Raw genomic sequence first — 26,941 nt, forward strand, 5'->3', positions numbered from 1 at the left:
TTGGGTCGCCAGTATTTAGGGAAAACTGCCATAAGGAGTCGCCATTGGATGCAAATTATGAGCTTGATTCTCATTAATATATAAATACTGAGTATTTATACTCAATATTTGAACTATGATTCACTTCTACACTTAAAGCCACTGTCTATGTGACAGTTGTGGGTGCGGAATGTGGGTTAAAAAGAAGCATTTCTGAGTGCGAAATGTTACAGACAATACCTTTTCAAACACGCTCTTAGCCTTTACACCCTAGTAAGGAATGGTTGAAGAAGGTGAAACTAAACAACACTTATAAATTCGTTGGGTTTCGTAATCACTTAACCATTTCTACGAACTAATCAGGTTTATAAAACAGCAACAGCATCCGTTGTTCAAACGCCATGCTCCCGCGTACAACCGTGGTTTCCATTCCCTACGCTAACGTCGGTGTTTTGAGCTTCTAACCGAACCCTATGACCCAGAGTCTGTATGCGGAACTCTCCCCCTCACCCTATGCGAACAGTATTAGGACTGGTAGCAAAATTTACACTCTGTGATAGGTGTTATAACTATATGGGTGCTGCCTACGTCCTTACTCTCCATCCTCCAGAGGGAGGATGACTACCAATGGGATTATGTAATTTAGTCTTGTAAAACTATTCATCAATTTGGAGTTTTCATGTCAGAGCTGATCCAGGCCGTTCTCGACAGTGATGAAAAAAGTGATATCCGTCAGTTTATCAGCGAGTTACGTCAACAGGAAAAGCGATACTTACTGCGTAACGATATCGTTAATGCGTTTGGAGAATATTGCACCAAGCACCAGAAGCCGGAACATTTTTACCACTCTTCCCATTTGGGAAAACTGATTTATTACACCCAGGAAATTATTCAGGAGGAAGGAAACTTTTGCCTGATTGTCCGTCCTACGATTGCTTCTCAAGAAGTGTATCGGCTATCGGAAGATTTGAGCGTAGACCAGATGACGGTGCAGGAATTGCTGGATGTGCGCGATCGCTTGGTTAACCGCTTCCATCCCAGCGAAGGCAATATCCTCGAACTAGATTTTCAACCGTTTTACGACTACACCCCAACAATCCGCGACCCGAAAAACATTGGGAAGGGGGTGGAGTATCTCAACCGATATTTATCTAGCAAACTCTTCCAAGACCCCAAACAATGGCTGGAGAGTTTGTATGAATTTCTTAGCGTCCACTCCTACAACGGACTGCAACTGCTGATCAACGGGCGGATTAAATCGCAGCAACAACTCTCAGATGGGATCAAGAAAGCGATCGCCTTTGTAAGCGATCGCCCAGCCGAGCAACCTTACGAAGAATTCCGCTATGAGTTGCAAGTCCTGGGTTTTGAACCCGGATGGGGTAACACCGCCGGACGTGTACGGGAAACTCTAGAAATCCTCGATGAACTCATCGACTCTCCCGATCACCAAACCCTAGAAGCCTTCGTTTCCCGCATTCCGATGGTCTTTCGGATCGTCTTGGTGTCTGCTCATGGTTGGTTTGGACAAGAAGGAGTTTTGGGGCGTCCGGACACTGGCGGACAAGTAGTTTACGTCCTCGACCAAGCTAAAAGCTTAGAACAGCAACTACAAGAAGATATCACCCTGGCTGGGTTGGATGTCCTGGGTGTAGAAGCAAAAGTAATTATTCTCAGCCGTCTGATTCCTAATAGTGATGGCACCCTGTGTAACCAACGTTTAGAAAAAGTTCACGGCACAGAAAATGCCTGGATTTTGCGGGTGCCTTTGCGGGAATTTAATCCCAAGTTGACTAATAACTGGATCTCCCGGTTTGAGTTTTGGCCTTATCTGGAAACCTACGCCATTGATTCAGAAAAAGAACTGCTGGCAGAATTTCAAGGCAAGCCAGATTTGATAGTTGGCAACTACACTGATGGCAACATAGTTGCATTTTTGTTAGCACGTCGCTTGAAAGTAACTCAATGTAACATTGCCCACGCGCTGGAAAAATCAAAATATCTTTTCAGTAACCTTTACTGGCAAGATTTAGATGAGAAATATCATTTTTCCCTACAGTTTACCGCTGATTTGATTGCGATGAATGCGGCGAATTTTATCATCAGCAGTACCTATCAGGAAATTGTGGGAACGCCGGATAGTGTGGGACAGTATGAGTCTTACAAGTGTTTCACCATGCCAGATTTGTATCATGTGGTGAACGGGATTGAGCTATATAGTCCTAAGTTCAACGTGGTACCGCCTGGGGTAAACGAGAGTTACTATTTTCCATACTCGCGCATGGAAGATCGGGTGATGAGCGATCGCGATCGCTTGGACGAATTGCTCTTTACCCTTGAAGACCCAGAGCAAGCTTTTGGTAAACTTGATGACCCCAGCAAACGCCCTCTTTTCTCAATAGCGCGTCTCGACCGCATCAAAAACCTCACAGGTTTAGCAGAATGTTTTGGTAAAAGTGAAGCATTGCAAGAACGTTGCAACCTAATTTTAGTTGCAGGTAAATTGCGCGTTGAAGATTCCAGCGACAACGAAGAACGCGACGAAATTGAAAAGCTTTACCAAATCATTGAACAGTACAATTTGCAAGGTAAAATTCGCTGGTTAGCCGTCCGCCTCTCGAAAACAGACTCTGGTGAAATTTACCGAGTAATTGCTGATCGTCAAGGTGTCTTTGTTCAACCAGCTTTGTTTGAAGCCTTTGGTTTGACAATTTTGGAAGCAATGATTTCCGGTTTACCAACTTTTGCCACGCAATTTGGTGGGCCGTTGGAAATTATTCAGAATAAGTTTAACGGGTTCTACATTAACCCGACGAACTTAGAAGAAATGGCAGAAATTATGCTGGAGTTTGTCTCCAAATGCGACCAGAATCCTAACTACTGGTATGAAGTTTCTACGCGGGCTATAGATCGAGTTTACAGCACCTATACGTGGAAAATTCACACCACCAAGCTGCTATCTCTAGCTCGAATCTATGGTTTCTGGAACTTTACCTCTAAGGAAAAACGGGAGGATTTGCTGCGTTATCTTGAGGCATTGTTCTATTTGATTTACAAGCCAAGAGCGGAAAAGTTGTTAGCAGCGCATATGGAACGATAAAAAGCTAGTAGGTTGGGCCCTTGGAACCTTAGCCAGCCTACTACAACGATTCAAGGGTTGGGTGCAACACATCTGTAGGGACATGGCATTGCCCATCGGTGTAAATTTAAGCCCTGGCGAATGGAATTCGCGGCTACAAAAACGAAGTCCGCCTGCGCGGACTAACGGATCAAGATTCTTATAACCCGCGCAGGCGGGTTTTGTTTGTATAGCTGCGGTTACCCTACGGGAAGCCGCTATCGCGTCTACAACCGCCAAGCTAACGTTAAGCTGACACCAATGGGCATTGCCATGTCCCTACCAAGGTAGGCCGAAGGTCAGAACCGCGATATATAGTTCTTCAGTTTTGCCTTTTAATTAATTCCCTGCGTCCGCCAAATTTTAATAGTTCTGTCATAACTACCACTGGCGAGAGACTTTCCATCTGGACTGATAGCTACCGAATAAATCGAGCTTGAATCACCTGAGAGAGTGCTAATTTGTCTCCCTGTTTTCCAGTCCCAAATTCTGATTGTGTTGTCCTGCGAGCCACTAGCAAGCGTATTTCCATCGGGGCTGAAGGCAACAGAATAAATCATGTCTGTATGCCCCCTAACGGTGCGAATCAGCCGACGTCTGGAAAGATCCCAAATTCTGATCGTTTTGTCAAAAGCTCCACTGGCGATGGTCTGTCCATCTGGACTGAAGGCAACAGAATTAATTGTATTTGAATGACCGCTTAGGCTGCCAACTAATTGACCAGTAGCAAGATTCCAAATTTTAACGGTTTTATCTTGAGAGCCACTGGCGAGGGTTTGTCCATCGGGACTGAAAGCAACAGCTTCAACCCAATTTCTATGCCCTGTGAGACTGTAAATTTGTTCGCCTGTACCAACATTCCAAACTTTGATTGTGTCGTCTTTACTGCCGCTGGCGATGGTTTGTCCATCGGGGCTGAAGGCAACTCCAAAAACTGAACTAGCATGACCCCTCAAGGTGCGAATTAACTCACCAGTGGCAAGATTCCAAATTTTAATTGTGTTGTCCTGAGAACCACTGGCAATTAATTGCCCATTTGGGCTGATAGCGATCGCATAAACAGGTTTAGGATGTCCGCTAAAGGTGCGAATTAACTGACCTGTGGAAAAATCCCACATCCTGATTGTGTTGTCAAAACTGCCACTGACTACATTATTCCCATCAGGTGTGATGACGACGGAGTTTACCCAATCGGTATGTCCTCTGAGGGTGCGTTCTAGTTGAGCGTTTCGCCAGTAATCAGCAATTGTTGAAACAGCTGTATCAGTTGGGGCTGCTTGTGTCTTGATGTCGCCAAGTTGGATCATAACGCCAGTAGCGATCGCTGTGGCAACCACACCCATAACACTAATAATCGTTTTTGTTTTTTGAGCAGAGAACATAAAAATTAATTACCGAGTAACGGGAAGAATTGTTAGACATCAATTCTCTGGTCGTTTCCTAATATACATGGGGAAACGCGGTCAGCAAAACTGTACTGGAAAAATTGTGCTGATTTTATGCCCAAAGATAGATACACAAACAGCCGATTCATACAGAAATAAAAGCGCGATCGCCCCTATAGTTATAGAGCGATCGCTACCTGTAAAAGTTCCATATTCAGTTTTGGGTTGGAGGCGACCAGGAGACATGGGAGAAACAATTCCGCCAATTCCCCCACTCCCTAATCCCCTTAGTGAGGCAACTTGCTCAACTCGAACCAGGTGCGAGAACCAACAATTCCGTCAGCTACCAAGTTACGAGAAGTTTGGAAAGTTTTAATAGCATTCTGGGTAATCGGGCCAAATATACCATCAGAATTCAACTGTAGGACTTTCTGAACAGTTTTGACAGCCTCACCACGGCTTCCCAACTGTAGAACAGGCATATCAACGGGCGCGCCGGAGAACAGACCTTGCCACGTCTTAGCACCAACAATGCCATCCTCTACTAAGAATACGCGGTGCTGGAAAGCTTTAACGGCATTTTCTACTGGCACATCGAAGACTTCATCAAAGGGAGTGGCGTAATATCCCCAGCGTGCTAATAGTTGTTGCAATTCAAGCACTGCGGAACCGCGAGAACCCCTGCGAAGAACTGGTTTTTGGATAGCAGTAGCGGCAGCAGCTTGGGGAGTCATGGCTTCAAACTCTTTTGCAGATTGCATAATTAATGTTCCTTGAGGTGTGTTTCTACTCTTCCAATGTAGTTTTGAGAGCCAAGGTACACCTTCGCCCTGTTAGGTGTATTTAATCTCACCTTAACTATTCACCCATTAGGATGAGGTAGGAACCGTTACCTACAAGTAAGTGATTAATTGAAAATTGGAAATTTCAGTAATTTGTAGTAGCTCGTCCCGGCTAAAATGCAGGGCTGAAAAGCTGGAAAAGCTTACATTTCCAACTTTTCAGCCCCAAGAATACCCACTAAATTAGATGCTTAAACGCTACTACTACGTTCTGAATCTACAAGTTGCCGAATCTGCACAGAAGTTAACTGCTGCACATTGCTGAAAATTGCCGCAGCACCAGCAGCCTTAAGAGCATCTGCATAGGCATCACTTTGTTCCTGGGTTTTCTGAACGTGTGGCGGCAAAATGCCCACGCCAATCCAACACCGCTGTGATTTAAGCGATTTACTAGAAGCTGCTTCGCATTTACGCGCTTGTATTACTGTGTACAAATCAGCTACCGTATCCCCTACATAAATAACTGGCGTGTCGGGGTTAACGGAAAATTGCTGTTCCAACTGTTGTACAGCTGCCAACAGCCCTGTAGGATCGGGTTTTCCCGGAGCATCCTCCATCGCAATTAGCAATGGCGACTTCAAGCCCAAGCGTTTGCTCAAAACATAAGTCGCTGAACCACGGGTAGCACCGCTAAAAAAGCCCCAAGGTATTCCTGCTGCTGTCAGTTCCTCTAGATAACTTGGCTGCATGAGTAGCGGTTCATCGCAGATATAACCTGTCCAATTTTCCGGATCTGGCCCTCGATACCGGGACTGGAAAAAGGCAACCAGAGTGTCGTAGTTGAGTTGGAGTTGCGATCGCGTTGCGGTATTGCTCTCTTGGGATTGCTTTGTCCCCTGAGCCTCAAAGTATCGATAAACTAGCTCTTGCGACGCTTCCCAATCATTATTCCAAATTCCTTCCAACTTCAGCTTGTCTATATCCTCTGGAGTCGGTCGGTAGGCACCGCCAGTAAAATGCTCCACCGTATCAGCAAGCGCTCTGCGGTAAGATCCCCCGACATCGCGCACTACACCGTCAATATCAAAAACAACTAAACTGGGACTGGATTGTTCTACCACTCTTACCGCACCTTATAATCTTTTGCTCATGCACTATATCCAGGGTGTAGAATAGTCGTTTGTACAGTATTCAACAAGGCTGGGACTTCCCTGGAGGTGTGATTGTCGAGGTTTATTTTAAAGGTTCTCTGGCTGGAAGAGAACGTTGCATTAGCCGTTGACCAAGTAGTAGGCAAAGGCACCAGCCCTCTAACATCTTACTTTTTCTGGCCTCGGAACGATGCTTGGGAACAGCTAAAAAATGAGCTGGAAGCCAAGCACTGGATTTCTGAGGTTGAGCGCGTCGAGGTTCTAAACAAAGCCACGGAAGTAATTAATTACTGGCAAGACGAAGGCAAACGCCGTTCTATAGCTGACGCTCAGGCGAAATTTCCGGAAGTTGGCTTCACAGGTAGCGCCTAAGAGTTAGCTAAAGGCGAATTAGCCTCTTGTTTGATACTTTTGTCGGAAGTTGCCGAAGCGCGATAAGTTGAGGAATAGGGCTAATCGGTTCTGCACAAACAGAGTTTATAAAACCTAAGAGGGTAGCAGTTTATTAAAATGCTGACCCTCTAAATTTTTAATTTGCTTGTTGGATGGGAATCTCAATCCAAAACTGAGTACCTTTGCCTGGTAGGGAAGAACACTGGAAGACACCGCCGTGTTTTTCCACCACAATTTGATAGCTGATGGATAGTCCCAAACCTGTTCCCTTACCAACTGGCTTAGTGGTAAAAAAGGGATTGAAGATTTGCGATCGCACTCCTTCTGGCATTCCGGAACCATTATCGGAAATCTGAATGAGTGCGCGATCGCCATTTCGCACTTTGGTACTAATCTGTATCGTAGGTATTGCTGATTGGGCAGACTCTTCTGCCAGTCCCACATCAAGAGTCCCCATTTCCAGAGCGTCAATCGCATTGCTGATGACGTTCATAAACACTTGATTGAGCTGACCAGCATAGCACTCAACTAAGGGCAAATCGCCATAGGTTTTCACAACCTCAATACTGGGAACGTTACCCTTCCCCTTAAGTCGATGTTGCAAGATTAACAGCGTACTGTCTAGACCCTCATGGATATCAACCAGCTTCATTTCAGCTTGGTCTAGGCGAGAAAAATTGCGTAGTGACAGCACCAGCTGCCGAATGCGATCCGCCCCAACCTTCATCGAGGAAAGCATTTTGGGTAAATCGTCAGCCAGAAATTCTAAATCAATTTCCTCTTGCAGCTTGAGAATCTCAGAGTCAGGATGGGGATAACGCCGCTGGTAGAGATGCAGCAGATCCAGCAAATCTTGTGCGTACTCACCAACGTGAGCCAGATTCCCGTAAATGAAATTGACCGGATTGTTAACTTCGTGAGCTACACCCGCCACCAGCTGTCCCAAACTTGACATTTTTTCTGTCTGAATCAGCTGAGTTTGGGTTTGCTGTAGTTCTTTGATAGTACAAGAAAGTTGTTCTGTCTGCTCTTGGGTTTGAGCTAGGAGTTCAGCTTGCTGTATAGCTATGCCTAGTTGAGCAGCAATCTGGTTGACAAAATCAATAGCGGAGGCATCCCAGTGCCGGGGTTGGGAGCATTGATGGATACATAGCAGTCCCCACAGTAATTCCCCTTTCAAGAGCGGCACTACCAAGTTAGCTCGGACTTGGAATTGCTCTAGAAGCTTGACATGACAATCATTTAAGCCTGCATTGTAGATGTCATCAACTATCTGAATCCGACCTTGTTGATAGAGGTGAGCATAGTGTTCAGAAAAATGACGATCGTAAACTTTCGTCCCTAAAACCGGCTTAAACTCTGGCAACACGTCTTCTGAAACAAATTCATCATTCTCCGAACCAGAGGCTGAATATAAGCGAAATACAGCTACTCGGTCGGCTTCTAGCAGTTGTCGAACTTCAGTAGTTGTTGCCTTGAAAATTGTCTCCAGGTCAAGGGATTCTCGAATTTTGGTAACAACCGCAAATAATGCTTCCTGTTGTTCGGCAGCTTGCTCTAGTTGTTGAGCTTTTTGGGTGGCAATGTCAGCAGCAGCACGACTTTGTTGGTAGAGTTCGGCTTGTTGAATAGCGATCGCTGCTTGATCTGCCAGCTGTTGCAGTAGCTCTATTTCAGCCTCCTGCCAAATCCTCGTGTTAAAGCACTCATGGGCAATGAGCAGTCCCCACAGGTGATCGCCCATCCTAATCGACACGACTAAGTTAGCTTGAACTTGAATATTCTGTAAAAACTTTATATGACAGGCATCTAAATCTGACTCCAATACGTTGTTAATAGCCCGAACTCGTCCCTGCTGGTACCGATAGGCGTAGTCTAAAGGAAAGCATTTATCGTCATATATATCTCCGAGAATTGAGGTGCCATTGTCTTTCACATCTTCTACGACCACTTGCCCCTGGTAGCCTCTGGTGAACTGGTAAATCACCACTCGATCTGTGGTTAGCAATTCTCGGACTTCTCGCACGATGCTTTTTAGAATGGTCTGTAAGTCGAGCGTGCTACGAATTTGATCTGTAACCTGCTTCAAGACTTTGGCAAAATCCAACGATTGTTGCAACTGTTGTGTGCGCTCCTGTACCTGACACTCCAGGTTAGTATTCAGAGTCTTCACCTGCCTGTACAGTTCATACTGCTCAATTGCCATTGCGAAGTGATTGCCTAAGGCAGCAGCCAGTTCAATGTCTTCTTTTGTCCACTCGCAAGCTTGACCTTTTTTCAGCTCTAGCCAAGCTTCAAACGAGTTCCGGGGTTGCCACTGTCGGTCATCGGAATCAAAACGTCCCGCCCACAAAGTTTCCTTTTCAATTTCATCTCGAAATACGCTTAAGTAACCAAGAAACTCTTGACGATACTCCAGGGGTATAACGATCATGCCTCGAATCTTTGTCGGGCGGAATGCTGCTGCTAGCACTCGCAGCCCCGGTTCTTTATATATATCCCTAATTGCTACCGGGCTATTGCAGGCAGGATCTTGTAATTTAAAGTATTGCTGCCATACAAGACTCTCTTCGAGCAGGGAATCTTTCTTGAGTCCTACTAGCATCGGCTGAGCGCCACAGGTAAACTGTTTACCTCCAAAGCTGGGGTTTTCTGCGGCTATGTAAAGTCTGCCACCGGAACCCTTAAAGGCGGCAACGGTTTCTATGAGAGCTTGTTGCACCTCAATCGATGGTAGTGTATGCAGCAGGGTTGCTACTCGGTTAATCTTGGCTTCGATAATTGCTTGTTCGCGAGCGCGTCTGAGGAGATTTGACTGCGCGATCGCAATTGAAACTTGATCCGCCACTAACTGCACAATTTGCAATTCCCTTTCGGAAAAAGTACGTGTTTGGGCGTTGTGAGACACTAATAATCCCCACAGTTGCGGCTGTACTTTGTGTGCCTGTACGTCGTACTGTAAAATCGGCACCACGAAGGAAGACTGCACCCCCATTGCTGTGAGATATTCAATATGGCAAGGGTCTACTTCGCGATAGTAAAAACCTTGCGTCTCCAAAGGAATACCAGTTTGGGGACAATCCAGTTGACTTATCCCAATCTTCCCTGTGGCAAGATCCACAATTGAACGCCCTCTGGCTTTGATAAACATTTCGCGGGCGTGGGGAGGAATGTCATCGGCTGGAAAATTCAACCCCAGCAGGGACGGCAGGCGGTTGTTATAAATCGACTCAGCAATAACTTGCCCGCTACCATCAGCATGAAACTGATAAACTTTGACTCTATCGGTTTCTAGAAATGAACGGATCTCGGCAACTGTTGATATTAATATCTCTTGCAATTCTAGAGATTGCCGAATCCGGTTCGTGATTCGATGCAGTAACCCTTCTTGTTCTATTTTTGAGGGCATATTCTGCGTATTATTACTGAGTTCCATTCGCTTTATCCACCACGCCTATTATTTTTTAATTTTTTCTTTTGGTCGTATATGTCTATTTTGTGCCTGAAAAGCGCTTTAGCACATTAGTGAAACTATTGAAATTATCAAAAATTTAAGATTAAACGGAATATTAATATATTTTAATAAAGTTCTTGTAAGATAGCTACGTCTAAAGTAAAATACAATAATTACTGGCGAAGACAGGAAAATTATAGATAAAAATAAATAGTTAGTTTTGTTTTAAAGAAAATCTAGATTGCAATATTTATATTTTAAAAAACCTTTTTTACAAACGTTGCCGAATTTCTTGGCGGACGCTCATCAGAATTTTGCCTAGATGATTTTGACCAGTTTTATCTTTACCGCAGCCCCAGTAATAATCGATTTGGGAATCTTCGACAAGTAAGCGATCGCCTGTAGAAAGCAAAATAGACTGAATATCTAAATGGGTGAGAAACTTAATAAGCACAGCTTCGCGCATAATTTCGGTTTTCAGGCTTTCCCAGTCAGGACGGATGTGGCGAGTGCGATCGCGTCCCAATGTTGCTGCTTGCATTGGTGTCTTGGCGCTGGCAATCTCTAAAATTAAAGTTTCATCCTTGGTGCCAACAAATTTTTGCGCTTGATAGTAATGCTCTACTGTCGCCCAGTCTTGCCCCAGCAGATGAATGCAATGAGGAGAAAAGTTGGAAAAACATCCATAGGGATCGTCAACCTTGTAAAAGTAAATCGTCATTTGCTAATCGGGGATTGGGGATTGGGGAGACACGGACAAAGAAAGCAACCCTTTTTGTCCCAAGTCTCCCAAGACTATCTTCCAGTTTTTATTACCTTTTATCTCACAGGCTTTTTACTTCTGTCCCATCGCCTTCAATCCTTCATCGATCTTGTCAGCGTCCTGAGTTCTGCCTTGCTCTCTGAGTAAATCTCTAGCCTTTTTAATAGCTGTTATTGACTCAGATTTCTTACCTTGTTGATCTAAAGCCAACCCTAAGTTAAAGTAAGCTTGTGCTGCTTTAGGCTCAATTTCCGTCGCCTTTTTCAGAGACGCAACTCCCTCAGGCAAATTTCCTTGTTTGACTAAAGCAATCCCCAAAAAGTAGTGTGCATCCGCACTTTTTGGGTCAAGTTCAATTGATTTTTTAAAAGCAGCAGTTGCTTCCTTTAAATTGTTTTGGACACCTAAAGCAACTCCCAAGTCTTTGTGAGTTTTGGCATTATTCGGGTCAATTGCTAGAGATTTTTTGAAAGAATCAGTCGCTTCAGGTATTTTCCCTTGGTTGACTTGAATAAATCCTAAATTATTATAAACTTTTGCATTTTTAGGGTCAACTTCAAGGGCTTTTTGAAAAGTAGCCGATGCCTCATCTAATTTCTTTTGATTGACTTGAATCAAGGCCAACTTACTATACAATTCTATTTTTTTTGGATTTGCTTCAATAGCCTTTTTAAAAGCTTCTGTAGCTTCTGGTAACTTATTTTCTTGAACCAAAGCAGTTCCCAATTTATCGTAAGTTTCTGCATCTTTGGGATTAATTTCGACTGCTTTATTGTAGTCAGTGATCGCTTCCGATAATTTGCCTTGCTCAACAAGAGCATTTCCTGAGTCTACATACTTTTTGGCATCAGCCTGTGGGTTGCCACAACCCACCATCAGGAAGCCTACGAATCCGGCTACCGCAATCGAAAGCCCAAACCTGGATAAATTTGCAGTCCTAGAAGACATAACTATCGAGTTTCTAGAGGAAAGCCCCAATATAACACAAGAACAAATTGAAATTATTCATGGTTTATGGCTGATAGTTCCTAGCAAACCATCAGCCATAAAAAATACGACAGCAAAAAAAAAATTAGCCGCCCATACCGGGGATCATACTCTTACTCAGTCGCTTAATGGCACGATCAGCCACTTCTGAGTAACGGCTTTCCCCGCATAGCAGTTGACCCATTTTTTCAGCAGCACCGGGACGCTTAACACCAACTTTATAAGCGATACCAGGAATTCTGTAGAAAATTCCTGCTAAACGTTGCGCCCACACCATATCAGATCCCCATTCTTGAGCGATCGCATTGGTGTATCCTTCCAAAGCATTGCGATCGCCTCCCACAGCTTTATCAATTGCTTCTGCTGCCTTCAAACCGCTAAACATCGAGGGACGAATTCCCTCAGCCGTAAACGGATCGACGACACAAGCAGCTTCTCCAGCTAAAACTGCATTTTGGGTATGCAGCTTTTGATCGCCGTCCCACAAGCACAAAGGATGACCGTACTGCTTGCTGGTTTTGACATCAACATTAAACAGCGTGGCATACTCAGCTAGGAGGCTCTTAAAGTCTTGCGGGTCGCTGCCTCGGAAGTTGCCAATCCCGATAGAATAGCCGTCGGCTTTGGGAAAATTCCAGATATAGCCATTTTTGACCATCCCAAATTCAAAATGAGCGATGTGACCGTTTTCTACTTGCGCCTTTGGTTCTGCCTCCAAAGCGCCAGCCAGACGGCGTTTGCGCTCTTTAAAGCCCAGCCACTTAGCCATTGGCCCTTTGGCTCCATCGGCAGCAATTAAATAACGACCTTGTACCGGGCCGTTTGCCGTGTTGACTTGCCAAGCGTCGTTCTTAAACTCAATTCCCGTCACTTCCGTATTGTCTCTAAGTTCTGCGCCCTGTTGCTGCGCCTGCTGGATAAGAAAGTGGTCAAAAACGTCTCGCCGCACCATCCATATTGGTTCTGGCGTATTCAGTTCTGTTTCCACCGGATCTTTCATATTCCATGTGCAGCGAATCGTGTTCACTTTCAGGGAAATGGCGGGGGAGAAGTCAAAATCAAACCACTCGGCAACTGCTGGCGAAACGCCACCTCCACAAGGTTTGTATCGAGGCAGAGATTCTTTTTCTATAACTAAAACTGAGCGTCCCCGCTTCGCTAAGTGATAAGCTGCGGTTCCGCCTGCTGGGCCAGCGCCGACAATAATACAGTCAAACATCGTATTAATTTTTGCTCCTGAACGCACTTGAATTTGAGGCTGGAAGGAGAATTTAGATTCTCATAGGTGCATCCCACTTTCGGACACTCTAAAAGGCCGATGCTAGGCAAGCAAATATCGCCTGCACGGTCTTAAGAATTTTAGCCTGCCTACGCAGACTTGGTTGGCTTAGCCCGTGGGAGTATATTGGCACGCAATGGAATTCCCATCCTGACTCTTGTACTCACTGGTTTAAAGCTTAGTTGCTTTGGGTGCTAACTGGCTATTTGTGTAATTTCCCCGTTCCAGTAAAAAGCCTACAATCTAATGCTTTCAAGCTTTTGAGCATAGTGATCGCTGTTTGGATATTATATTGTGCTTTTATTTGCCCAATCAATTCCGTGTTTTCAACTACGTAAGCGATTAATTGCTCTTAAACTTGCCGATAGACTACGCGATCGCCATCTTTAATTAATTCATCAATTCCACTGAGTGCAAAATTGCATATAATTTATAGGATTGGTTCATGAAAGCTTCATAAAATTAAAAACAAGATAAAGTTGTGCATTTACTACTGTGAGGTCAAGACTTATGTGGGAAGTACGCATCCAATACGCCAACGGTAACGAGAAAATTTTACGCGCCTGCACGAACCGAGAAACTGCCCTGCGGTACGTGGATGCGATTTATTCCCAAGGCTACCCCATGCACGTTGCCTACCTTGTCCGTCCGAGTGTAGATGGACAAGTGTTTGTGCCTGCATAAGTTTTAGTCTTTAGTCCTTAGTTTTTTGCTAGAACTTTTGACGAATTAAATTTAGTCTTTAGTCCTTCACTATAACTAATGACTAATGACTAATGACTTTAAACAGTGGTGATATCTTTCTCTTTTTCGGCTAGCAGTTCGTCAACTCTGGCGATGTACTTGTCAGTCAACTTCTGAACGCTTTCTTGCAAATCTCGCGCTTCATCCTTGGGAAGTTCACTATTTTTTTCCTGTTTGCGAATCGAGTCAACGGCATCGCGGCGGATGTTGCGAATAGAGACTTTGCCTTCTTCGGCATACTTGGCTGCTATTTTCACCAATTCTTTGCGGCGATCGCTTGTCAATGGCGGAATATTCAGCCGAATCGTGGAGCCATCGTTGTTTGGCGTTAAGCCTACATCCGACAGCGAAATGGCTTTTTCAATTAAGTTTAGGCTGCTACGGTCAAAAGGTTGAATTGTAATCGTAGTCGCATCCGGCGTACTAATATTTGCCAAGGATTTGATAGGAGTTGGGGAACCGTAGTATTCCACAATTACTTTGTCGAGGAGACTAGCATTGGCTCGTCCCGTCCGAATGGTATTAAAAGACCGTTGAGTTGATTCAACTGCCTTTTTCATGTTGCTTTCAGCGTCAGATAACTTCACAAAAACCTCCGACAATTGTTCCGACAGATTCTCCCATAACGGCTCGGCGAATATTTCCCGGAACCGATAAATCAAACACCATAATCGGGATATTGTTTTCTTTACATAAGGCGATCGCTGTACTATCCATCACCCGCAGATCGTTAGCTAAAACGTGTCCGTAGGTAATGCTCTGATAGCGATGAGCTTGCGGGTTCAGCTTGGGGTCAGAATCATAAATCCCGTCTACTTTAGTCGCCTTAAAAATTACATTCGCATCAATTTCCGCTGCTCGCAAGGCAGCTGTGGTGTCGGTGGTGAAAAAGGGGTTTCCCGATCCAGCCCCAAAAATCACCACCCGTCCTTTTTCGAGATGGCGAATAGCACGCCGCCGGATGTAAGGTTCTGCAACTTCTTGCATAGCGATCGCGGTTTGCACTCGCGTTGGCACCCCAATTTGCTCTAGAGAGTCCTGCAAGGTCATCGCATTCATCACTGTGGCAATCATGCCAATGTAGTCTGCTGTCGCCCGATCCATCCCCGCCGATGCTGCTTTCACGCCGCGAAAGATATTGCCGCCACCCACGACAATAGCTACCTGAACGCCACTTGCCACCACTTCTGCGACTTGGGTCGCGATTTCCTGAACCACCATCGGATCGATTCCGTAGCCCAGGTTGCCCATCAAAGCTTCACCGGAAAGCTTGAGTAAAATTCGTCGATAAGTTATCCCCATGCAGACACTATTTTCTCACTCCAATTACCTCCACCATAAGATAGCAGTAGCGGAGTAGTTTGGGATATGATTCGGCAAATTTAACTCTTGTTAGCTACTACCACCAATCCGGCAGCGGGGTGTTAATTACGCCACTTTACCGAGCAACCCACGGCATCAGTGGACTCTGGAGTAATTGTATTGCCTTGCAGCAAACAGGCGATCGCATCCCGCAAATAATGCACCCGTACCGCTTCTGGCTCTTGGGGATTATCATCAATTCCCCCGCTGTAGCGGAGTATACCTGCATTGTCTATCAGGTAAACTTCCGGTGTTTTTGTTGCTCCGAAGCAACGAGCAACATCCTGCGTTGTATCGCGCAGATAGGGGAAATTCAGCCGATCTGCTGCTAAATTTTTCATGTTTTCAAAGCTGTCTTCAGGATACTGGAAAGCATCATTAGCATTGATGCCAATCAGCGTAAATCCTCTCTCTTGAAACTCGGCTTGAATCTCTATTAGCCTATCAAGATACAACTGCACGTAGGGGCAGTGATTGCACATGAAAACGACACCTATAGCCCGATATTTCTCTAAATAGCGGGATAAATGGTGTACTTTATCATCGATCCCTGGCAGTTCAAAATCCGGAGCATAACTACCAATGGGAGTGCCAGTTTTTTCCATCACACTCATTTGCACAAGCCTTAATGAATCAACAATTGGAACACAACAGATTAGAAAAGGAATGTGGCTACTTAGCAGTAGCTACTAGCCGATTTACAATGCCTTATAACCTATAAGTTTATAGACCAATTTGGCTGCCGTAAATTGGAATACTACGGAATGCCTTCACAATGCCAGTAGTAATGCTGGGTTCGCCACCCAAACCGATGACAAACTTACAATCTGCAATCAGCTTAAACAAGGTATCACGGGTGACTTTTAGCATTGCCTTGGATGACACCGAGCTACCGTTGCGCGTGTCCGCGATAGATTCGTAAGTGTAAATTCCAATGTCTCGGCAAGTTTCCGCATCTAGCTCCTCATCGTAGTATTCCACTTGTTGAGAAGCTTCCAGAATCGAATCTGTCCCGTTTTCGCATCCCCGGCGATAGTTTGTTGTCGCCTCGTAGGGGATTGGGAGAATGACCACCTGTGCAGCATCGGTAATTGCTACATCAGAGCCGAGGAATGACAGAACAGAGGTAGAAGTTTGCACCATATTCATCAACAAAATAGATTGCGTCAACGATTCCCCAATCTTGATACTGACATACTCCCCGCTTTAACTGCATCCACAGCGAAAAAATTGGGGACTAGGGGATCGGGGATTGGGGACTAGGGGATTGGGGATTGGGGACAAGACAAAAGAGTAAAAGTCTTGTTCCCTCTACCTTGTCTCCCCTTTGCTTTCTTACACCGCATAATTATCAGTTGTTTCTACACATAGCATCAGAGTTTTTACGGATCTTTTTTATTTATTTGCTAAAAAGTGCGTAAGTACATAGAAGAGTTGAAGAAACTAAAATAAAGGAAGCCGATAAATCCCGATCGGGGATGGAAATTTAAAGATACGCCTCCCATGACCCTATCTTCTGACCCTAGCGCGATCGCACCCACCAAAGCCAAAATCATCACGAAAACTTGGACTTGGCGGGGCTTTCCCATCTGCTACCAAACCCAAGGAACCCAAGGGCCGCCTGTTGTGCTAGTGCATGGCTTTGGGGCATCTTGGGGACACTGGCGCAAAAACATCCCCGTCCTAGCCCAAACGTGCCGCGTCTATGCTATTGACTTAATTGGCTTTGGCGGTTCAGCTAAACCCACACCAGGAAATCCGATTTCCTACACCTTTGAAACCTGGGGACAGCAACTCGCTGATTTTTGCCGCGAGGTTGTGGGAGGAGAGGCTTATTTAATCGGTAACTCCATCGGCTGTATTGTTGTCATGCAAGCAGCAGTGGATAATCCGGATATTGCATTAAAAATTGCTTTACTTAACTGTTCCCTGCGACTGCTACACGACCGGAAACGCCCTCAACTGCCCTGGTATCGCAGCTTTGGCGCACCGATAGTTCAACAACTGCTATCAGTAAAGTGGATTGGCAAACTGTTTTTTAGTCAACTTGCCAAACCGAAGGTAGTGCGTAAGGTTCTCCTGCAAGCCTATAAGCATCCAGAAGCCGTCACAGATGAACTGGTAGATATGCTCATGGCTCCTGCCTTTGATGAGGGTGCTGTGGACGTTTTTGTAGCCTTTACGCGCTATTCCCAAGGGCCACTACCTGAAGATTTACTGCCGCTTTTGCCTTGTCCGGCGATCATGCTCTGGGGAACGGATGACCCTTGGGAGCCTATAGAATTGGGGCGAGAGTTGGCTAATTATCCCAAAGTGGAAAAGTTTATTCCTATAGAAGGTGTCGGGCATTGTCCACAAGATGAAGCCCCAGAGTTGGTTAATCCGATTTTGCTGGATTGGATTTCACAAAAATAAACTCTGGGTGAGCGTAACCAATTTTAGGGAGACTTGATAGAGAAAGACCAGCTATATGATTTCGTTTTACCATCTAGAGTCCTAAAACGAACTTCGGCGCGATGAGTACCAGTCTCAGAGAAATTGGGAGTATAACCTATTTCGAGGTGGCTAATAGGCCAGTCGCGGGTGTTGCCAATCTGAGATTGAGTGGTGACATCTACTCCATCAACAAACAGCTGCACCGATCTAGGATCGGACTCTTCCCCTAATTTAAAGCTCAATGCAGCAGCAACATACTGCACATAAGTCTGTGTTGATTCTTCAGGGGGAAACACCTCCAATAGCTGAGCAGGTCGAGGCGCTGAAGATGCCATCAAGAGGAGGCTCAATAAGGTTACAGGAAGCCGATTCATAGGAAAATTAGCTGGAACGATACAATTACAAAAAGAATTTTTATAAATTGGGGATGCTAATTGTGAGGCTGGAGCCTCACCTGTTCCTTTTGCGATTTTTAGAGCTTTGGAGGTGCCACCTCCAAGAATTGCGTTCCCAAGCTGAGCCTGGGAACGAGGAAAAATTGTTAATGGCTTGTTAAAAGCCATTAGCAATTAGCCATTAGCAATTCCCTAATTAATATGAATCTCGACGAGATTGCCTTTGTAACCAGTCTTCACCCAGCTGGATAGTGATATCGGAAACCAAGTTGCCTGTGCTTTCTACGCGCACTTCTCCGAATCCAAGCGATCGCTTGATAGCTTGAGCGCTGTCGCCGTCTCCTTGCTGCGCCACTAGGTGCGTCACCCGCAACGGTTCCGGCCAAGGATCGTCCACATAAACGTTCTGGTAGCCAGCTTCCCGGAGCTTTTCGATCAAGGATTGGACGGCCCTCATATTACCAGTGCTATCTTGAATCGCTACCCGCATATAAGCAGGGTCATTTGCTTCGCCGCCGTCCAAACCCTGATCGAAGTGCTGCGCCATCATCGTCTGAATGCGACGGCGATTTGGCAACCAGTAACTCACCTCACGCTGTCCGTTCCCACTGAAATCACCAGGAACCATTAACATTTGCACCTGGGAACGTTCTGTCTTCACGCCAAAACCAACTAGCGCCAGCAACTCCTCCACAGTCAAATTGGTGTCAATATGCGACTGAATAACTGAGAGAATTTTTGGCATCCGGGCGAGAGTGGTGGGATTGAGTGCTTGTTCCATCAGCGCCCTCATCACCATTTGCTGTCGCTGAATCCTACCAATATCCCCATACTTGTCATAGCGAAAGCGCAGAAATTGCTGCAACTGATTGCCATTGAGATGTTGTTTTCCTGCCTTCAAGTTGATGTAAAGGTGCTGGGAGTCATCCTGATATTTCATGTCTCTGGGAACGTAAACGGTGACACCACCCAAGGCATCTACCAGTTTTTCTACCCCTTGAACGTTAATTCGGATGTAGCGATCAATTCCGACTCCGCTAAGGAGTTCGCTGGCTGTCTTAGCGCTCAGCGCTGGCCCCCCTTCAACATTAGCAGCATTAATCTTGGTCATGCCGACACCTTCCACGTAGGTGCGGGTATCCCGTGGGATGGAGAGAACAGCTATTTTTTGCGCCTCCGGATTAAACCGCAACAGCAGCATGGTATCCGACAGACCCTCGAAAGAGTTTACTAAGGCGTGATATCCCAAATTTTGGGTTTCTGGGGGAGGATTATCCAGGTCTGAAGAGATAACCTTTATTCCCATAACTAAGATATTGACAGGGCGGGTTAGTTCTGGTAATCGCATACTGGTGCGGGAGATGCGATCGCCATCAAATACAGCCGCTTCATCAGGACTCAGTTGACTTTGCAGCAAAGGCGTACTTGAAAGCGACACTGCAAGCATTGCTCCCGCAGTCGCTGACAACATTGCTACCCCACTCAAACCCAACCCCAGCCAAAGCCAGCTCACCTGATTCCCTTTGGGAGCTGGCTTTCTTGGGCTTTGTTGACCGTTTTTTTGCCCCCAAGGGCGGTTTTCAGGAATTTTTCGAGCTGACACTGACTTCCTCACACACGCTAAAAAATTAGCACAAATCTGCCATAAATACAGGGGCGCATAATCGAGCAATCTGGGGGGCGGACATTTAGGTAAAAAAAATACCGTTCCTACGCAAATTGCACTAGAACACTCATAGCAGTTTTTCCACCGATTTGTTGATAAATCAGGCAAAGGTTGGCAAGAGTTTCAAATTTATCCCCTTGAGATACTTAGGCTACCAGAATAACCCGATTCCAAGTAAATAATAAGCAGGCGATCGCTTCTACTTTTTTCATCCCCAGTCTCTGGTTGGAAACGAAAAGAGGGACGTGGCTTGATTCCAAAATGAGGCTAAAAGCTATTTAGGATAAGCGTTTGCGAACAACACCCTCAGCGATTTGACTAATACCCGGAAGACGCACCGATTTACGTTGCCATAGACGCACCATCAACCATAAACTGACTAAAAAGTAACCCGATGTCAGCAGGCTATTGATAAATAATAAGCGCAAGGTCAAAAACTCGGAAGTTTGGGCAACTCCAGCACCCACCAAAATGTATGCCATCAGCCAAGCCATAGCCAGCGTCACGGAAAGTCGGCTCACGGTTTGTTGTTGTCGATTACCCTCCCGTCGGTAAAGCGTCCACAGCGCCGGGAAAAAGCCAACCACAGGCATCAAATAAATAAATAGTTGGTAGAGTGGGGTTTCCAGCTCGTCCCTACTGATGTTTTTATTGTCCAACAAGTCAATTTCTTTCATTGCGGTTCCACAATAGACCCCATAAATAGAACGGTTCCAGTTTGATTATCTCTAATGCAAGAGAAGAACGGGCGGTCTACAATCATTCGGAACGGTTCTTCTGGCCTGCGCGCCAATGAGGTCACTACGCCTACGGCAGTTACTGCTGCTGCTTCGGTGCCTTCTTCGTTTACTTCTACAAAGGTTTTATGCTTGACTTGGTTAAGCTGGAGTGGGATAGAACTCATTTGAGTAAAATTGGCTTTTGAGTCAAAAGCCGACTCCATACCTAACGCTTTTAGAGACTCTGCTAAGGAAGTTTCGTACTCCATTTTGAAGCGAGGCATTTGAATAAATCCTGGTCGCATTGTGAACTTGTTCATCCATTGCTCCCAGTTTTCAGTGTTGAGTTGTTGATATAAAGCTGTCAGGTTAGACTTTTGTTTTGGCAGGAATATATAAAAACTCAGTCTTTCTTGACCATAGGGAATACTTATTGCCTGAAACTGGTCTGTCTCATAGTATTGATATTTCCCGTTTCGGGACATCATTGGATGTTGTTTCTGAGCGCCATTTGTTAAGTAAAAAGGTTTATTAACTGTATTTGCTTTATCAAATTCATTTGTCCAGATGCCTTTAAAATAAATAGCATTAATTAAGAAAAGCACTTGATCTGAGCTTAAACCATTTACAATCTGATTGATTTTGCCGCGAGTATTCTCCTTTACCCAATTATTCATAACAGATGGGGAATCAGGGTTATTAAAATCTAAATCGGTAATTTTTGCTTGATAAAATTGCCGATTTCTCTGGAGAAATTCCGGATTAAAAGAAACTCCTTGCCTTGCCCAAAGGGAGTTGGCGATAGTCAATTGTACTTGGGGGTCTGGATTTTCTAGGATTGCTTTTAAAGCTTCATTGGAGCTGTTTACTTCCTGTAAACTCATTCCTTGGATTTCCAGGGTGTTCGCCATTGCTTGTTGAGTTTTGCCGCTGGCACCGTTATAGGTCATGGCGAGAGCGATCGCTACACTAGAAGGCGAAATAAAAACGTTCTTACCGCTGTCTTTTTTCAGAATTTGCTTGAACAGCTTGAAACCAAATTTAGTATTAGCAGCAACCAGCTTTTGATCTATAGAACTATTCTTAGACACCTGTGCCTGCACTTGATTGGGACGAGCGATCGCTATATTAGGATTTTTGAGTGTTGACCATCCAACTAAACCCAAAACGATGATACTTGCAGATGCGATCGCTTTTACTTGATTGAATATTTGCGGATTCATTTTGTTGCTTTTTTGCCATAACATTCTTTATATCTAGAATGACGGGGAAGAAACACAAACGTTCCATCTGTTACCGTTTTAGTAACTGATTGAGAAGCATTATTACCCGGCGATTAAAAATTGCGGCTACACATACCAAGCATTATTACCCGGCGATTGGACGCGGCTACACCAACGAAGTCCGGATGGTGCGCGGACTATAATAAAATCCGCACACCATCCGGGCTTTTTTTTGCGTAGCGCCATTTAGACTGAGCGCAATTTGTCCTTTTTATTTTTTCGGCACAGTCCACCAAGCCAAAGCGTAAGGCTGGGTATCTTCATTAACTTTCTGACGATACTGGACGCGGATTTTGTAGCGACCAGTGGCGGGAATTTCGTGAAAAATGTGTTCTACACTGTCAACATCGCTTTGTGAAGACCAGATACTTTTGCTGATGTCATCGTCTTCGACGCGCATCAAGTAAATGTCAAGGTTGTTTAAACCGCGATCGCTAAAACTTTCCCCAACATCATACCGCTGGTTCTTATTTTTATCTTGCAACTCCACCAGGCGATCCCAAGCAAGCGTAACCGAGACAAAACTGCGTTCTTGCAGCGGTTGCTCTAACACATAATCTTGAAATGATGACTCTTTTACAGTCCGGTAATCCCAACCTATCGGCGGGAGTGCAGCATCCGGTTTCCACTGACCGGGACTAAATTGCTGATAAGCTCGAAAAGTATTCAATTGTCCCGTACCCATTTGGAAATCTAACGGGATTTTTTGGTCTTTGTAGGCATCAGATTCTAACCAGTTGCGGTTATCTTTGGTCAAGATATCGCGGCTCATTCCCAAGCGTAAGCGATCGCCATTATCTTTGATTTTCTCCGCCGAGTTCAACAGCACCGCTTTCATCACTTCGTGGCGGCGGGAATCTAGACTCCAGTTAGACTGTTTTGCTCGCAGCTGGCGATCGCCATATTCTTGTAGCAAAGCCACAGACGCTGTAACATGGGGAGCGGCAAAACTCGTCCCCGTGACACTATCAACCTTTCCTTCCAGATTCAATAAATCAATATTGCTCCCCGGTGCTGCTAAATTAATCGAACGGCGCGGCCCGACATTAATTTCGCGGTTAATCAAACGCCTGCCAATACCAACGGGTGCAGCACTCAAATTGGCAAAGTCCACTTTAGTAAAAACATCCTGGCGGCGCGTTGTGTAAGCAATATTCACACCATTAAAATTGTCAGTGGGAATGGGAATGCCGCCGTTCCCTTGATTACCAGCAACTACATAAATCACATCGTGAACCCGCGAAGACCAGTCAATACATTGTGTTAACAAAGCATTTCCATCCAAAACCGGATCGGTTCGCGAGTCTCGTTCCAAAGATTCGCCAAAACTAAAATTAATCGCTCGGACATCGCCCCCATTTTGCACTGCTACGTGTTGAGCAGATAAACACTCCTCCGGTTGTCCTGCTTTCTGGGGTGAGCCAACAGCAGAAGAATATAGTCGTGCCTCCGGGGCCACTCCCGGTAATGCTTTATCTGAGCTAATCATCACACCCGCTACCATTGCCGCATGAGCATCGACATTGCTATCAGCTTTAGCTGGGGTATCGCGATAAAACACTCGCATTAGGGAGAAAGTTCGCTTCTTGGACGCAGTTTTATCTAACCCAAATTGCCCCGGTCTGCCAATTTCTACCTGACCAATAGCAATCTTTCGACCCAATAAATTATAAGGAGGGGCGTGCAGCTTGCGAACATCAATGCCAGATTCTCCGAGTGATGACGTATCTTTAGCCAGTGAGGAAGGTGCAGTAATCAGTGGAATACTGATTCCCCAAACAAGCCATGCCAGTTTTTTGACAATTTGCTGCTGCGTCAAGGAAGCTTCTCCAATAAATGTGTGAAGGGTTGATTGATACTTACGCTTCGGTACAATTTTTTCTTAGCCCTCCTTAAAAAGGGGGGTTGGGGGGATCAATACGTTATGGAACTCAGCTTTTGATCCCCCAACCCTAATTTATGGGGAGTTCTAATCTGTAAAAACGTGATGGAACTTAGGTTTTGATCCCCCCTGCCCCCTAAAAAAGGGGGTTCTGATGTGAGGGGATATAACGTGATGGAACTTAGGTTTTGATCCCCCCTGCCCCCCTTAAAAAGGGAGGTTCTGAATCTGCGTTCTAATCTATAAAATTACGCATTGCATTACTTCACAATTTTTTAAGACTTGCGACATCTTTTGTTAAACTTATTACAACCCAAGGACGCAAAAGAGTATTAATAGCCATGAGCCAGAAGCCGATTGTTGTAGCTCCATCAATCCTATCAGCTGATTTCAGCAGGCTGGGAGAGGAAATCCGGGCGGTAGATGCCGCTGGTGCAGATTGGATTCACATTGATGTGATGGATGGTCGCTTTGTCCCCAATATCACCATTGGCCCGCTGATTGTAGAAGCTATTCGTCCTGTTACACAAAAGCCGCTGGATGTCCACCTGATGATCGTGGAACCAGAAAAGTATGTCGCAGATTTTGCTAAGGCGGGGGCCGATCATATCTACGTTCATGCGGAACACAACGCCTCACCGCATCTGCACCGGACTCTAGGACAAATTAAGGAACTGGGCAAAAAGGCTGGTGTCGTTCTCAATCCTTCTACTCCTTTGGATTTGATTGAGTATGTGCTGGAGCTTTGCGATCTGGTATTAATTATGAGCGTTAACCCCGGTTTCGGCGGTCAAAGTTTTATCCCAGAGATGGTGCCGAAAATCCGGAAGCTGCGCCAGATGTGCGATGAACGCGGTTTAGATCCCTGGATTGAAGTGGATGGGGGTTTGAAGGGTAACAATACTTGGCAGGTTTTGGAAGCTGGCGCTAATGCAATTGTGGCGGGTTCTGCTGTGTTTAAGGCGAAGGATTACGCTGAAGCAATTGAAGGTATTCGTAATAGTAAGCGTCCGACTCCTGAGTTGGCTAAGGTTTAATTTAATTAATAATGCCTGCACCCTCGAAGGGTGCGGCTACGCGAACGAAGCCTGCCTACGCAGGCTTTTTTTGTTGTTAGATGGGGGATGTACAAATGTTTTAGCACGTCGCTATATTGATACCGTGCCAGAATAAGTACCAGCACTTGGCAATCGTGAAAGATGGTTTGGACGACTGGGCAAGCATTGTTTGGCGATCGCTATATTATCGAAAAGACGCTAGGCGAAGGCGGTATCGGCATTACCTATCTCGCCAAAAATAAACGCGGTGACTTGCGGGTGATTAAAACCCTGAGAGAACAAATTCTCAATCATCCGGCTTGGATACCACAGCAAGCCAAATTACGGCAAGATTTCCGGGATGAAGGGCTGCGGCTGGCTTTGTGTCGTCACCCTCATGTTGTGCAGATAGAAAATGTCTTCGATGAGGGAAACCTGCCTTGCATGGCGATGGAATACATCGAAGGCGAAGACTTAGCGCAGCGAGTCTTCCGAATGGGGGTACTATCGGAAGCGGAAGCGCTGCAATACATCCGGCAAATTGGCGACGCTTTGACAGAGATTCACGAACGAGGCTTGCTGCATCGGGATCTCAAGCCTAATAACATAATGTTACGCGCTGGCAAATCAGAAGCCGTGCTGATTGATTTTGGCATTGCCAGAGAATTTATCCCGAACGCTATCCAGAGGCATACAGCAAATCTTACTCCTGGTTATGCTCCACCTGAGCAATATATCCCCGATGCAGAACGGGGAGAATATATTGATGTCTACGCCCTAGCCGCTACATTGTACACTTTGCTGACTGTAGAGGTGCCAATGCCTGCGCCTGCGAGATGGCAAAATATTCCTTTGGCACCACCGCAACGCTTAAATCCTAACATCAGCGACCGAGTAAATGAGGCAATTATGCGGGGAATGGCGCTGAATCAAAAATATCGCCCTCAGTCGGTGCAGGAGTGGTTAGATTTGTTGGGATACAATGTAAGGGCGGGTTTAGGGAAACAATCCTCTACACCACCAACAACACCCCAACCAAAATCCGCAACACCTGTTACAGCGGTTCCTCTGGTATCAGCAAATCCCACACCGCAAATACATAATCCAACCCCCTCAATACCTGCTGTAGTTGTTCCTCAGACTTGGCGATGCGTACAGACCCTCAAAGGTCATTCCAAATGGGTTCGTTCCGTCGCCTTTAGCCCGGATGGGCAGCTACTCGCTAGTGGCAGTCAGGACGAGACTATCAAACTGTGGCAACCGAGTACGGGTAAAGAAATCCACACTCTCACAGGTCATTTCATCAGGGTTAGTTCCGTCGCCTTTAGTCCGGATGGGCAGATACTGGCTAGTGGCACTTGCAGTTTGGCCAGGACTATCAAACTTTGGCAACCGGGTACGGGTAATGAAATCCGCACTTTAGGTAGGTGGTTTTCTCGTGATTTCAGCTGGTTTAATTGCGTTGCCTTTAGCCCGGATGGGCACCTACTCGCTAGTGGCAGTCAGGACGAGACTATCAAACTCTGGCAACCGGTTACGGGCAAACAAATCCGCACTCTCACGGGTCATTCCAGATGGATTTATTCCGTTGCCTTTAGCCCGGATGGGCAGCTACTCGCCAGTGGCAGTGCGGACAAGACTATCAAACTCTGGCAACCGGGTACAGGTAAAGAAATCCGCACTCTCTCAGGTCATTCCGGCTCGGTTAGTTCCGTTGCTTTTAGCCCGGATGGGCAGCTACTCGCCAGTGGCAGTGCGGATAAGACTATCAAACTCTGGCAAGTGAGTACGGGCAAGGAAATTTGCACTTTCACTGGTCATTCCAACCTGGTTTATTCCGTCGCCTTTAGCCCGGATGGGCAGCTAGTCGCTAGTGGTAGTGAAGACGATACTTTCAAGATTTGGCGGCGGGATTGAGGAAGATAAAAGAAGGAGAAAAGAGCTTGTTTTAAGTTGGGGTTGAGATTGTGGGTTAAGTGTGTAAGGCATAATAATCTAACCTAAGTTGCTAGTGATGCGCTCATACCTTTTCGATCCTCCTGGCATCCCCCTTAAAAAGGTAGGACTGTTTCATTCCCAGAAAATCCGCCAGCGATTGAAATCGCTGTCTCATAGCGAAAGTCGTC

The 26,941-nt window shown here is 45.6% G+C and carries 22 protein-coding genes and 1 pseudogene; 6 read left to right on the plus strand and 17 right to left on the minus strand.

All coding sequences use genetic code 11. From position 1 onward, the window contains the following. Positions 1 to 658 precede the first annotated feature (658 nt). Positions 659 to 3,079 (plus strand): sucrose synthase, encoded by a 2,421-nt coding sequence (locus H6F74_RS04880; RefSeq protein ID WP_190437149.1) that lies wholly within the window; start codon positions 659 to 661, stop codon positions 3,077 to 3,079. Between the two features lie 353 nt (positions 3,080 to 3,432). Here H6F74_RS04880 and H6F74_RS04885 read toward each other — a convergent pair whose 3' ends face one another. The 4 genes from H6F74_RS04885 to H6F74_RS04900 form a co-directional block, all read right to left on the minus strand. Beyond that, positions 3,433 to 4,479, minus strand: coding sequence for a WD40 repeat domain-containing protein (locus tag H6F74_RS04885; protein WP_190437152.1), 1,047 nt, complete (start codon positions 4,477 to 4,479; stop codon positions 3,433 to 3,435). 81 nt (positions 4,480 to 4,560) lie between these two features. After that, complete coding sequence (locus H6F74_RS04890; protein WP_190437155.1) at positions 4,561 to 4,728, minus strand: hypothetical protein; 168 nt, start codon at positions 4,726 to 4,728, stop codon at positions 4,561 to 4,563. A gap of 41 nt (positions 4,729 to 4,769) precedes the next feature. Then, complete coding sequence (locus H6F74_RS04895; RefSeq protein WP_199295435.1) at positions 4,770 to 5,243, minus strand: peptidoglycan-binding protein; 474 nt, start codon at positions 5,241 to 5,243, stop codon at positions 4,770 to 4,772. A 272-nt stretch (positions 5,244 to 5,515) separates the two neighbouring features. Beyond that, entirely contained in the window at positions 5,516 to 6,385 is an 870-nt protein-coding gene (locus tag H6F74_RS04900; RefSeq protein ID WP_190437158.1) for a TIGR01548 family HAD-type hydrolase, read from the minus strand. A gap of 102 nt (positions 6,386 to 6,487) precedes the next feature. Between H6F74_RS04900 and H6F74_RS04905 the strand changes: the two genes are divergently transcribed. Further along, positions 6,488 to 6,787 (plus strand): 30S ribosomal protein PSRP-3, encoded by a 300-nt coding sequence (locus H6F74_RS04905; RefSeq protein WP_190437161.1) that lies wholly within the window; start codon positions 6,488 to 6,490, stop codon positions 6,785 to 6,787. 157 nt (positions 6,788 to 6,944) lie between these two features. Here H6F74_RS04905 and H6F74_RS04910 read toward each other — a convergent pair whose 3' ends face one another. The 4 genes from H6F74_RS04910 to H6F74_RS04925 form a co-directional block, all read right to left on the minus strand. Beyond that, positions 6,945 to 10,244 carry a GAF domain-containing protein gene (locus H6F74_RS04910; protein WP_190437163.1) on the minus strand — a complete coding sequence of 1,100 codons (3,300 nt, stop codon included), beginning with the start codon at positions 10,242 to 10,244 and terminating at the stop codon, positions 6,945 to 6,947. Positions 10,245 to 10,533: 289 nt separating this feature from the next. Then, positions 10,534 to 10,983 (minus strand): NADAR domain-containing protein, encoded by a 450-nt coding sequence (locus H6F74_RS04915; RefSeq protein ID WP_190437166.1) that lies wholly within the window; start codon positions 10,981 to 10,983, stop codon positions 10,534 to 10,536. A 114-nt stretch (positions 10,984 to 11,097) separates the two neighbouring features. Next, positions 11,098 to 11,973 carry a tetratricopeptide repeat protein gene (locus H6F74_RS04920; RefSeq protein WP_190437168.1) on the minus strand — a complete coding sequence of 292 codons (876 nt, stop codon included), beginning with the start codon at positions 11,971 to 11,973 and terminating at the stop codon, positions 11,098 to 11,100. Between the two features lie 124 nt (positions 11,974 to 12,097). Next, positions 12,098 to 13,231, minus strand: a complete 1,134-nt coding sequence (locus H6F74_RS04925) for a geranylgeranyl reductase family protein (protein ID WP_190437170.1) — start codon at positions 13,229 to 13,231, stop codon at positions 12,098 to 12,100. A 570-nt stretch (positions 13,232 to 13,801) separates the two neighbouring features. Here H6F74_RS04925 and H6F74_RS04930 point away from each other — a divergent pair. After that, complete coding sequence (locus H6F74_RS04930; protein WP_190419019.1) at positions 13,802 to 13,975, plus strand: family 2 glycosyl transferase; 174 nt, start codon at positions 13,802 to 13,804, stop codon at positions 13,973 to 13,975. A 98-nt stretch (positions 13,976 to 14,073) separates the two neighbouring features. Here the strand turns inward: H6F74_RS04930 and frr are convergent, their stop codons facing one another. The 4 genes and pseudogenes from frr to H6F74_RS04950 form a co-directional block, all read right to left on the minus strand. Then, on the minus strand, positions 14,074 to 14,622 hold the full coding sequence (frr, locus tag H6F74_RS04935) for a ribosome recycling factor (protein ID WP_190437172.1): 549 nt from the start codon (positions 14,620 to 14,622) through the stop codon (positions 14,074 to 14,076). Next, the gene (pyrH, locus tag H6F74_RS04940; RefSeq protein WP_190419023.1) at positions 14,609 to 15,337 is read right to left on the minus strand and encodes a UMP kinase; all 729 of its coding nucleotides are present in this window, start codon (positions 15,335 to 15,337) and stop codon (positions 14,609 to 14,611) included. Before pyrH ends, frr begins: the two co-directional genes overlap by 14 nt. A 122-nt stretch (positions 15,338 to 15,459) precedes the next feature. Then, positions 15,460 to 16,011 carry a thioredoxin family protein gene (locus H6F74_RS04945; RefSeq protein ID WP_190437173.1) on the minus strand — a complete coding sequence of 184 codons (552 nt, stop codon included), beginning with the start codon at positions 16,009 to 16,011 and terminating at the stop codon, positions 15,460 to 15,462. Between the two features lie 145 nt (positions 16,012 to 16,156). Next, a pseudogene (locus H6F74_RS04950) lies at positions 16,157 to 16,546 on the minus strand (arginase family protein); the annotation flags it as partial. Between the two features lie 354 nt (positions 16,547 to 16,900). Here H6F74_RS04950 and H6F74_RS04955 point away from each other — a divergent pair. Next, positions 16,901 to 17,812 carry an alpha/beta fold hydrolase gene (locus tag H6F74_RS04955; RefSeq protein WP_190437176.1) on the plus strand — a complete coding sequence of 304 codons (912 nt, stop codon included), beginning with the start codon at positions 16,901 to 16,903 and terminating at the stop codon, positions 17,810 to 17,812. Between the two features lie 23 nt (positions 17,813 to 17,835). On the opposite strand, the gene H6F74_RS04960 is transcribed toward H6F74_RS04955, so the two are convergent. The 5 genes from H6F74_RS04960 to H6F74_RS04980 all read right to left on the minus strand — a co-directional run bounded on the left by H6F74_RS04960 (position 17,836) and on the right by H6F74_RS04980 (position 23,700). Then, positions 17,836 to 18,207 carry a hypothetical protein gene (locus H6F74_RS04960; protein WP_190437178.1) on the minus strand — a complete coding sequence of 124 codons (372 nt, stop codon included), beginning with the start codon at positions 18,205 to 18,207 and terminating at the stop codon, positions 17,836 to 17,838. A gap of 217 nt (positions 18,208 to 18,424) precedes the next feature. After that, positions 18,425 to 19,831, minus strand: a complete 1,407-nt coding sequence (locus tag H6F74_RS04965) for an LCP family protein (RefSeq protein ID WP_313930989.1) — start codon at positions 19,829 to 19,831, stop codon at positions 18,425 to 18,427. A 341-nt stretch (positions 19,832 to 20,172) separates the two neighbouring features. Beyond that, entirely contained in the window at positions 20,173 to 20,571 is a 399-nt protein-coding gene (locus H6F74_RS04970) for a hypothetical protein (RefSeq protein ID WP_190419031.1), read from the minus strand. Continuing rightward, positions 20,568 to 21,836, minus strand: coding sequence for a serpin family protein (locus H6F74_RS04975; protein WP_190437180.1), 1,269 nt, complete (start codon positions 21,834 to 21,836; stop codon positions 20,568 to 20,570). The genes H6F74_RS04970 and H6F74_RS04975 overlap by 4 nt, the downstream gene beginning before the upstream one ends. 271 nt (positions 21,837 to 22,107) lie before the next feature. Continuing rightward, entirely contained in the window at positions 22,108 to 23,700 is a 1,593-nt protein-coding gene (locus H6F74_RS04980) for a S8 family serine peptidase (protein ID WP_190437545.1), read from the minus strand. A 419-nt stretch (positions 23,701 to 24,119) separates the two neighbouring features. On the opposite strand from H6F74_RS04980, the gene rpe reads away from it, so the two are divergent. Both rpe and H6F74_RS04990 read left to right on the plus strand, forming a co-directional pair. After that, complete coding sequence (gene rpe, locus H6F74_RS04985) at positions 24,120 to 24,815, plus strand: ribulose-phosphate 3-epimerase (RefSeq protein WP_190437181.1); 696 nt, start codon at positions 24,120 to 24,122, stop codon at positions 24,813 to 24,815. A gap of 162 nt (positions 24,816 to 24,977) precedes the next feature. Continuing rightward, positions 24,978 to 26,732: a serine/threonine-protein kinase gene (locus tag H6F74_RS04990; RefSeq protein ID WP_190437183.1), complete on the plus strand. Its 1,755-nt coding sequence runs from the start codon at positions 24,978 to 24,980 to the stop codon at positions 26,730 to 26,732. The last annotated feature ends 209 nt before the right edge of the window (positions 26,733 to 26,941 follow it).

Source organism: Trichocoleus sp. FACHB-90, from assembly GCF_014695505.1.
Classification (GTDB): domain Bacteria; phylum Cyanobacteriota; class Cyanobacteriia; order Cyanobacteriales; family FACHB-T130; genus Funiculus; species Funiculus sociatus.

What these genes read in the sequence shown, in the direction of transcription:
- H6F74_RS04895 (WP_199295435.1), bottom strand. Translation starts at nt 5,243, where the DNA reads ATGCAATCTGCAAAAGAGTTTGAAGCCATGACTCCCCAAGCTGCTGCC.
- H6F74_RS04955 (WP_190437176.1), top strand. Translation starts at nt 16,901, where the DNA reads ATGACCCTATCTTCTGACCCTAGCGCGATCGCACCCACCAAAGCCAAA.
- rpe (WP_190437181.1), top strand. Translation starts at nt 24,120, where the DNA reads ATGAGCCAGAAGCCGATTGTTGTAGCTCCATCAATCCTATCAGCTGAT.
- pyrH (WP_190419023.1), bottom strand. Translation starts at nt 15,337, where the DNA reads ATGGGGATAACTTATCGACGAATTTTACTCAAGCTTTCCGGTGAAGCT.
- H6F74_RS04890 (WP_190437155.1), bottom strand. Translation starts at nt 4,728, where the DNA reads ATGTCTCCTGGTCGCCTCCAACCCAAAACTGAATATGGAACTTTTACA.
- H6F74_RS04920 (WP_190437168.1), bottom strand. Translation starts at nt 11,973, where the DNA reads ATGTCTTCTAGGACTGCAAATTTATCCAGGTTTGGGCTTTCGATTGCG.
- H6F74_RS04925 (WP_190437170.1), bottom strand. Translation starts at nt 13,231, where the DNA reads ATGTTTGACTGTATTATTGTCGGCGCTGGCCCAGCAGGCGGAACCGCA.
- H6F74_RS04975 (WP_190437180.1), bottom strand. Translation starts at nt 21,836, where the DNA reads ATGAATCCGCAAATATTCAATCAAGTAAAAGCGATCGCATCTGCAAGT.
- H6F74_RS04945 (WP_190437173.1), bottom strand. Translation starts at nt 16,011, where the DNA reads ATGAGTGTGATGGAAAAAACTGGCACTCCCATTGGTAGTTATGCTCCG.
- H6F74_RS04960 (WP_190437178.1), bottom strand. Translation starts at nt 18,207, where the DNA reads ATGAATCGGCTTCCTGTAACCTTATTGAGCCTCCTCTTGATGGCATCT.
- H6F74_RS04885 (WP_190437152.1), bottom strand. Translation starts at nt 4,479, where the DNA reads ATGTTCTCTGCTCAAAAAACAAAAACGATTATTAGTGTTATGGGTGTG.
- H6F74_RS04990 (WP_190437183.1), top strand. Translation starts at nt 24,978, where the DNA reads ATGGTTTGGACGACTGGGCAAGCATTGTTTGGCGATCGCTATATTATC.
- H6F74_RS04930 (WP_190419019.1), top strand. Translation starts at nt 13,802, where the DNA reads ATGTGGGAAGTACGCATCCAATACGCCAACGGTAACGAGAAAATTTTA.
- H6F74_RS04910 (WP_190437163.1), bottom strand. Translation starts at nt 10,244, where the DNA reads ATGGAACTCAGTAATAATACGCAGAATATGCCCTCAAAAATAGAACAA.
- H6F74_RS04880 (WP_190437149.1), top strand. Translation starts at nt 659, where the DNA reads ATGTCAGAGCTGATCCAGGCCGTTCTCGACAGTGATGAAAAAAGTGAT.
- H6F74_RS04970 (WP_190419031.1), bottom strand. Translation starts at nt 20,571, where the DNA reads ATGAAAGAAATTGACTTGTTGGACAATAAAAACATCAGTAGGGACGAG.
- H6F74_RS04915 (WP_190437166.1), bottom strand. Translation starts at nt 10,983, where the DNA reads ATGACGATTTACTTTTACAAGGTTGACGATCCCTATGGATGTTTTTCC.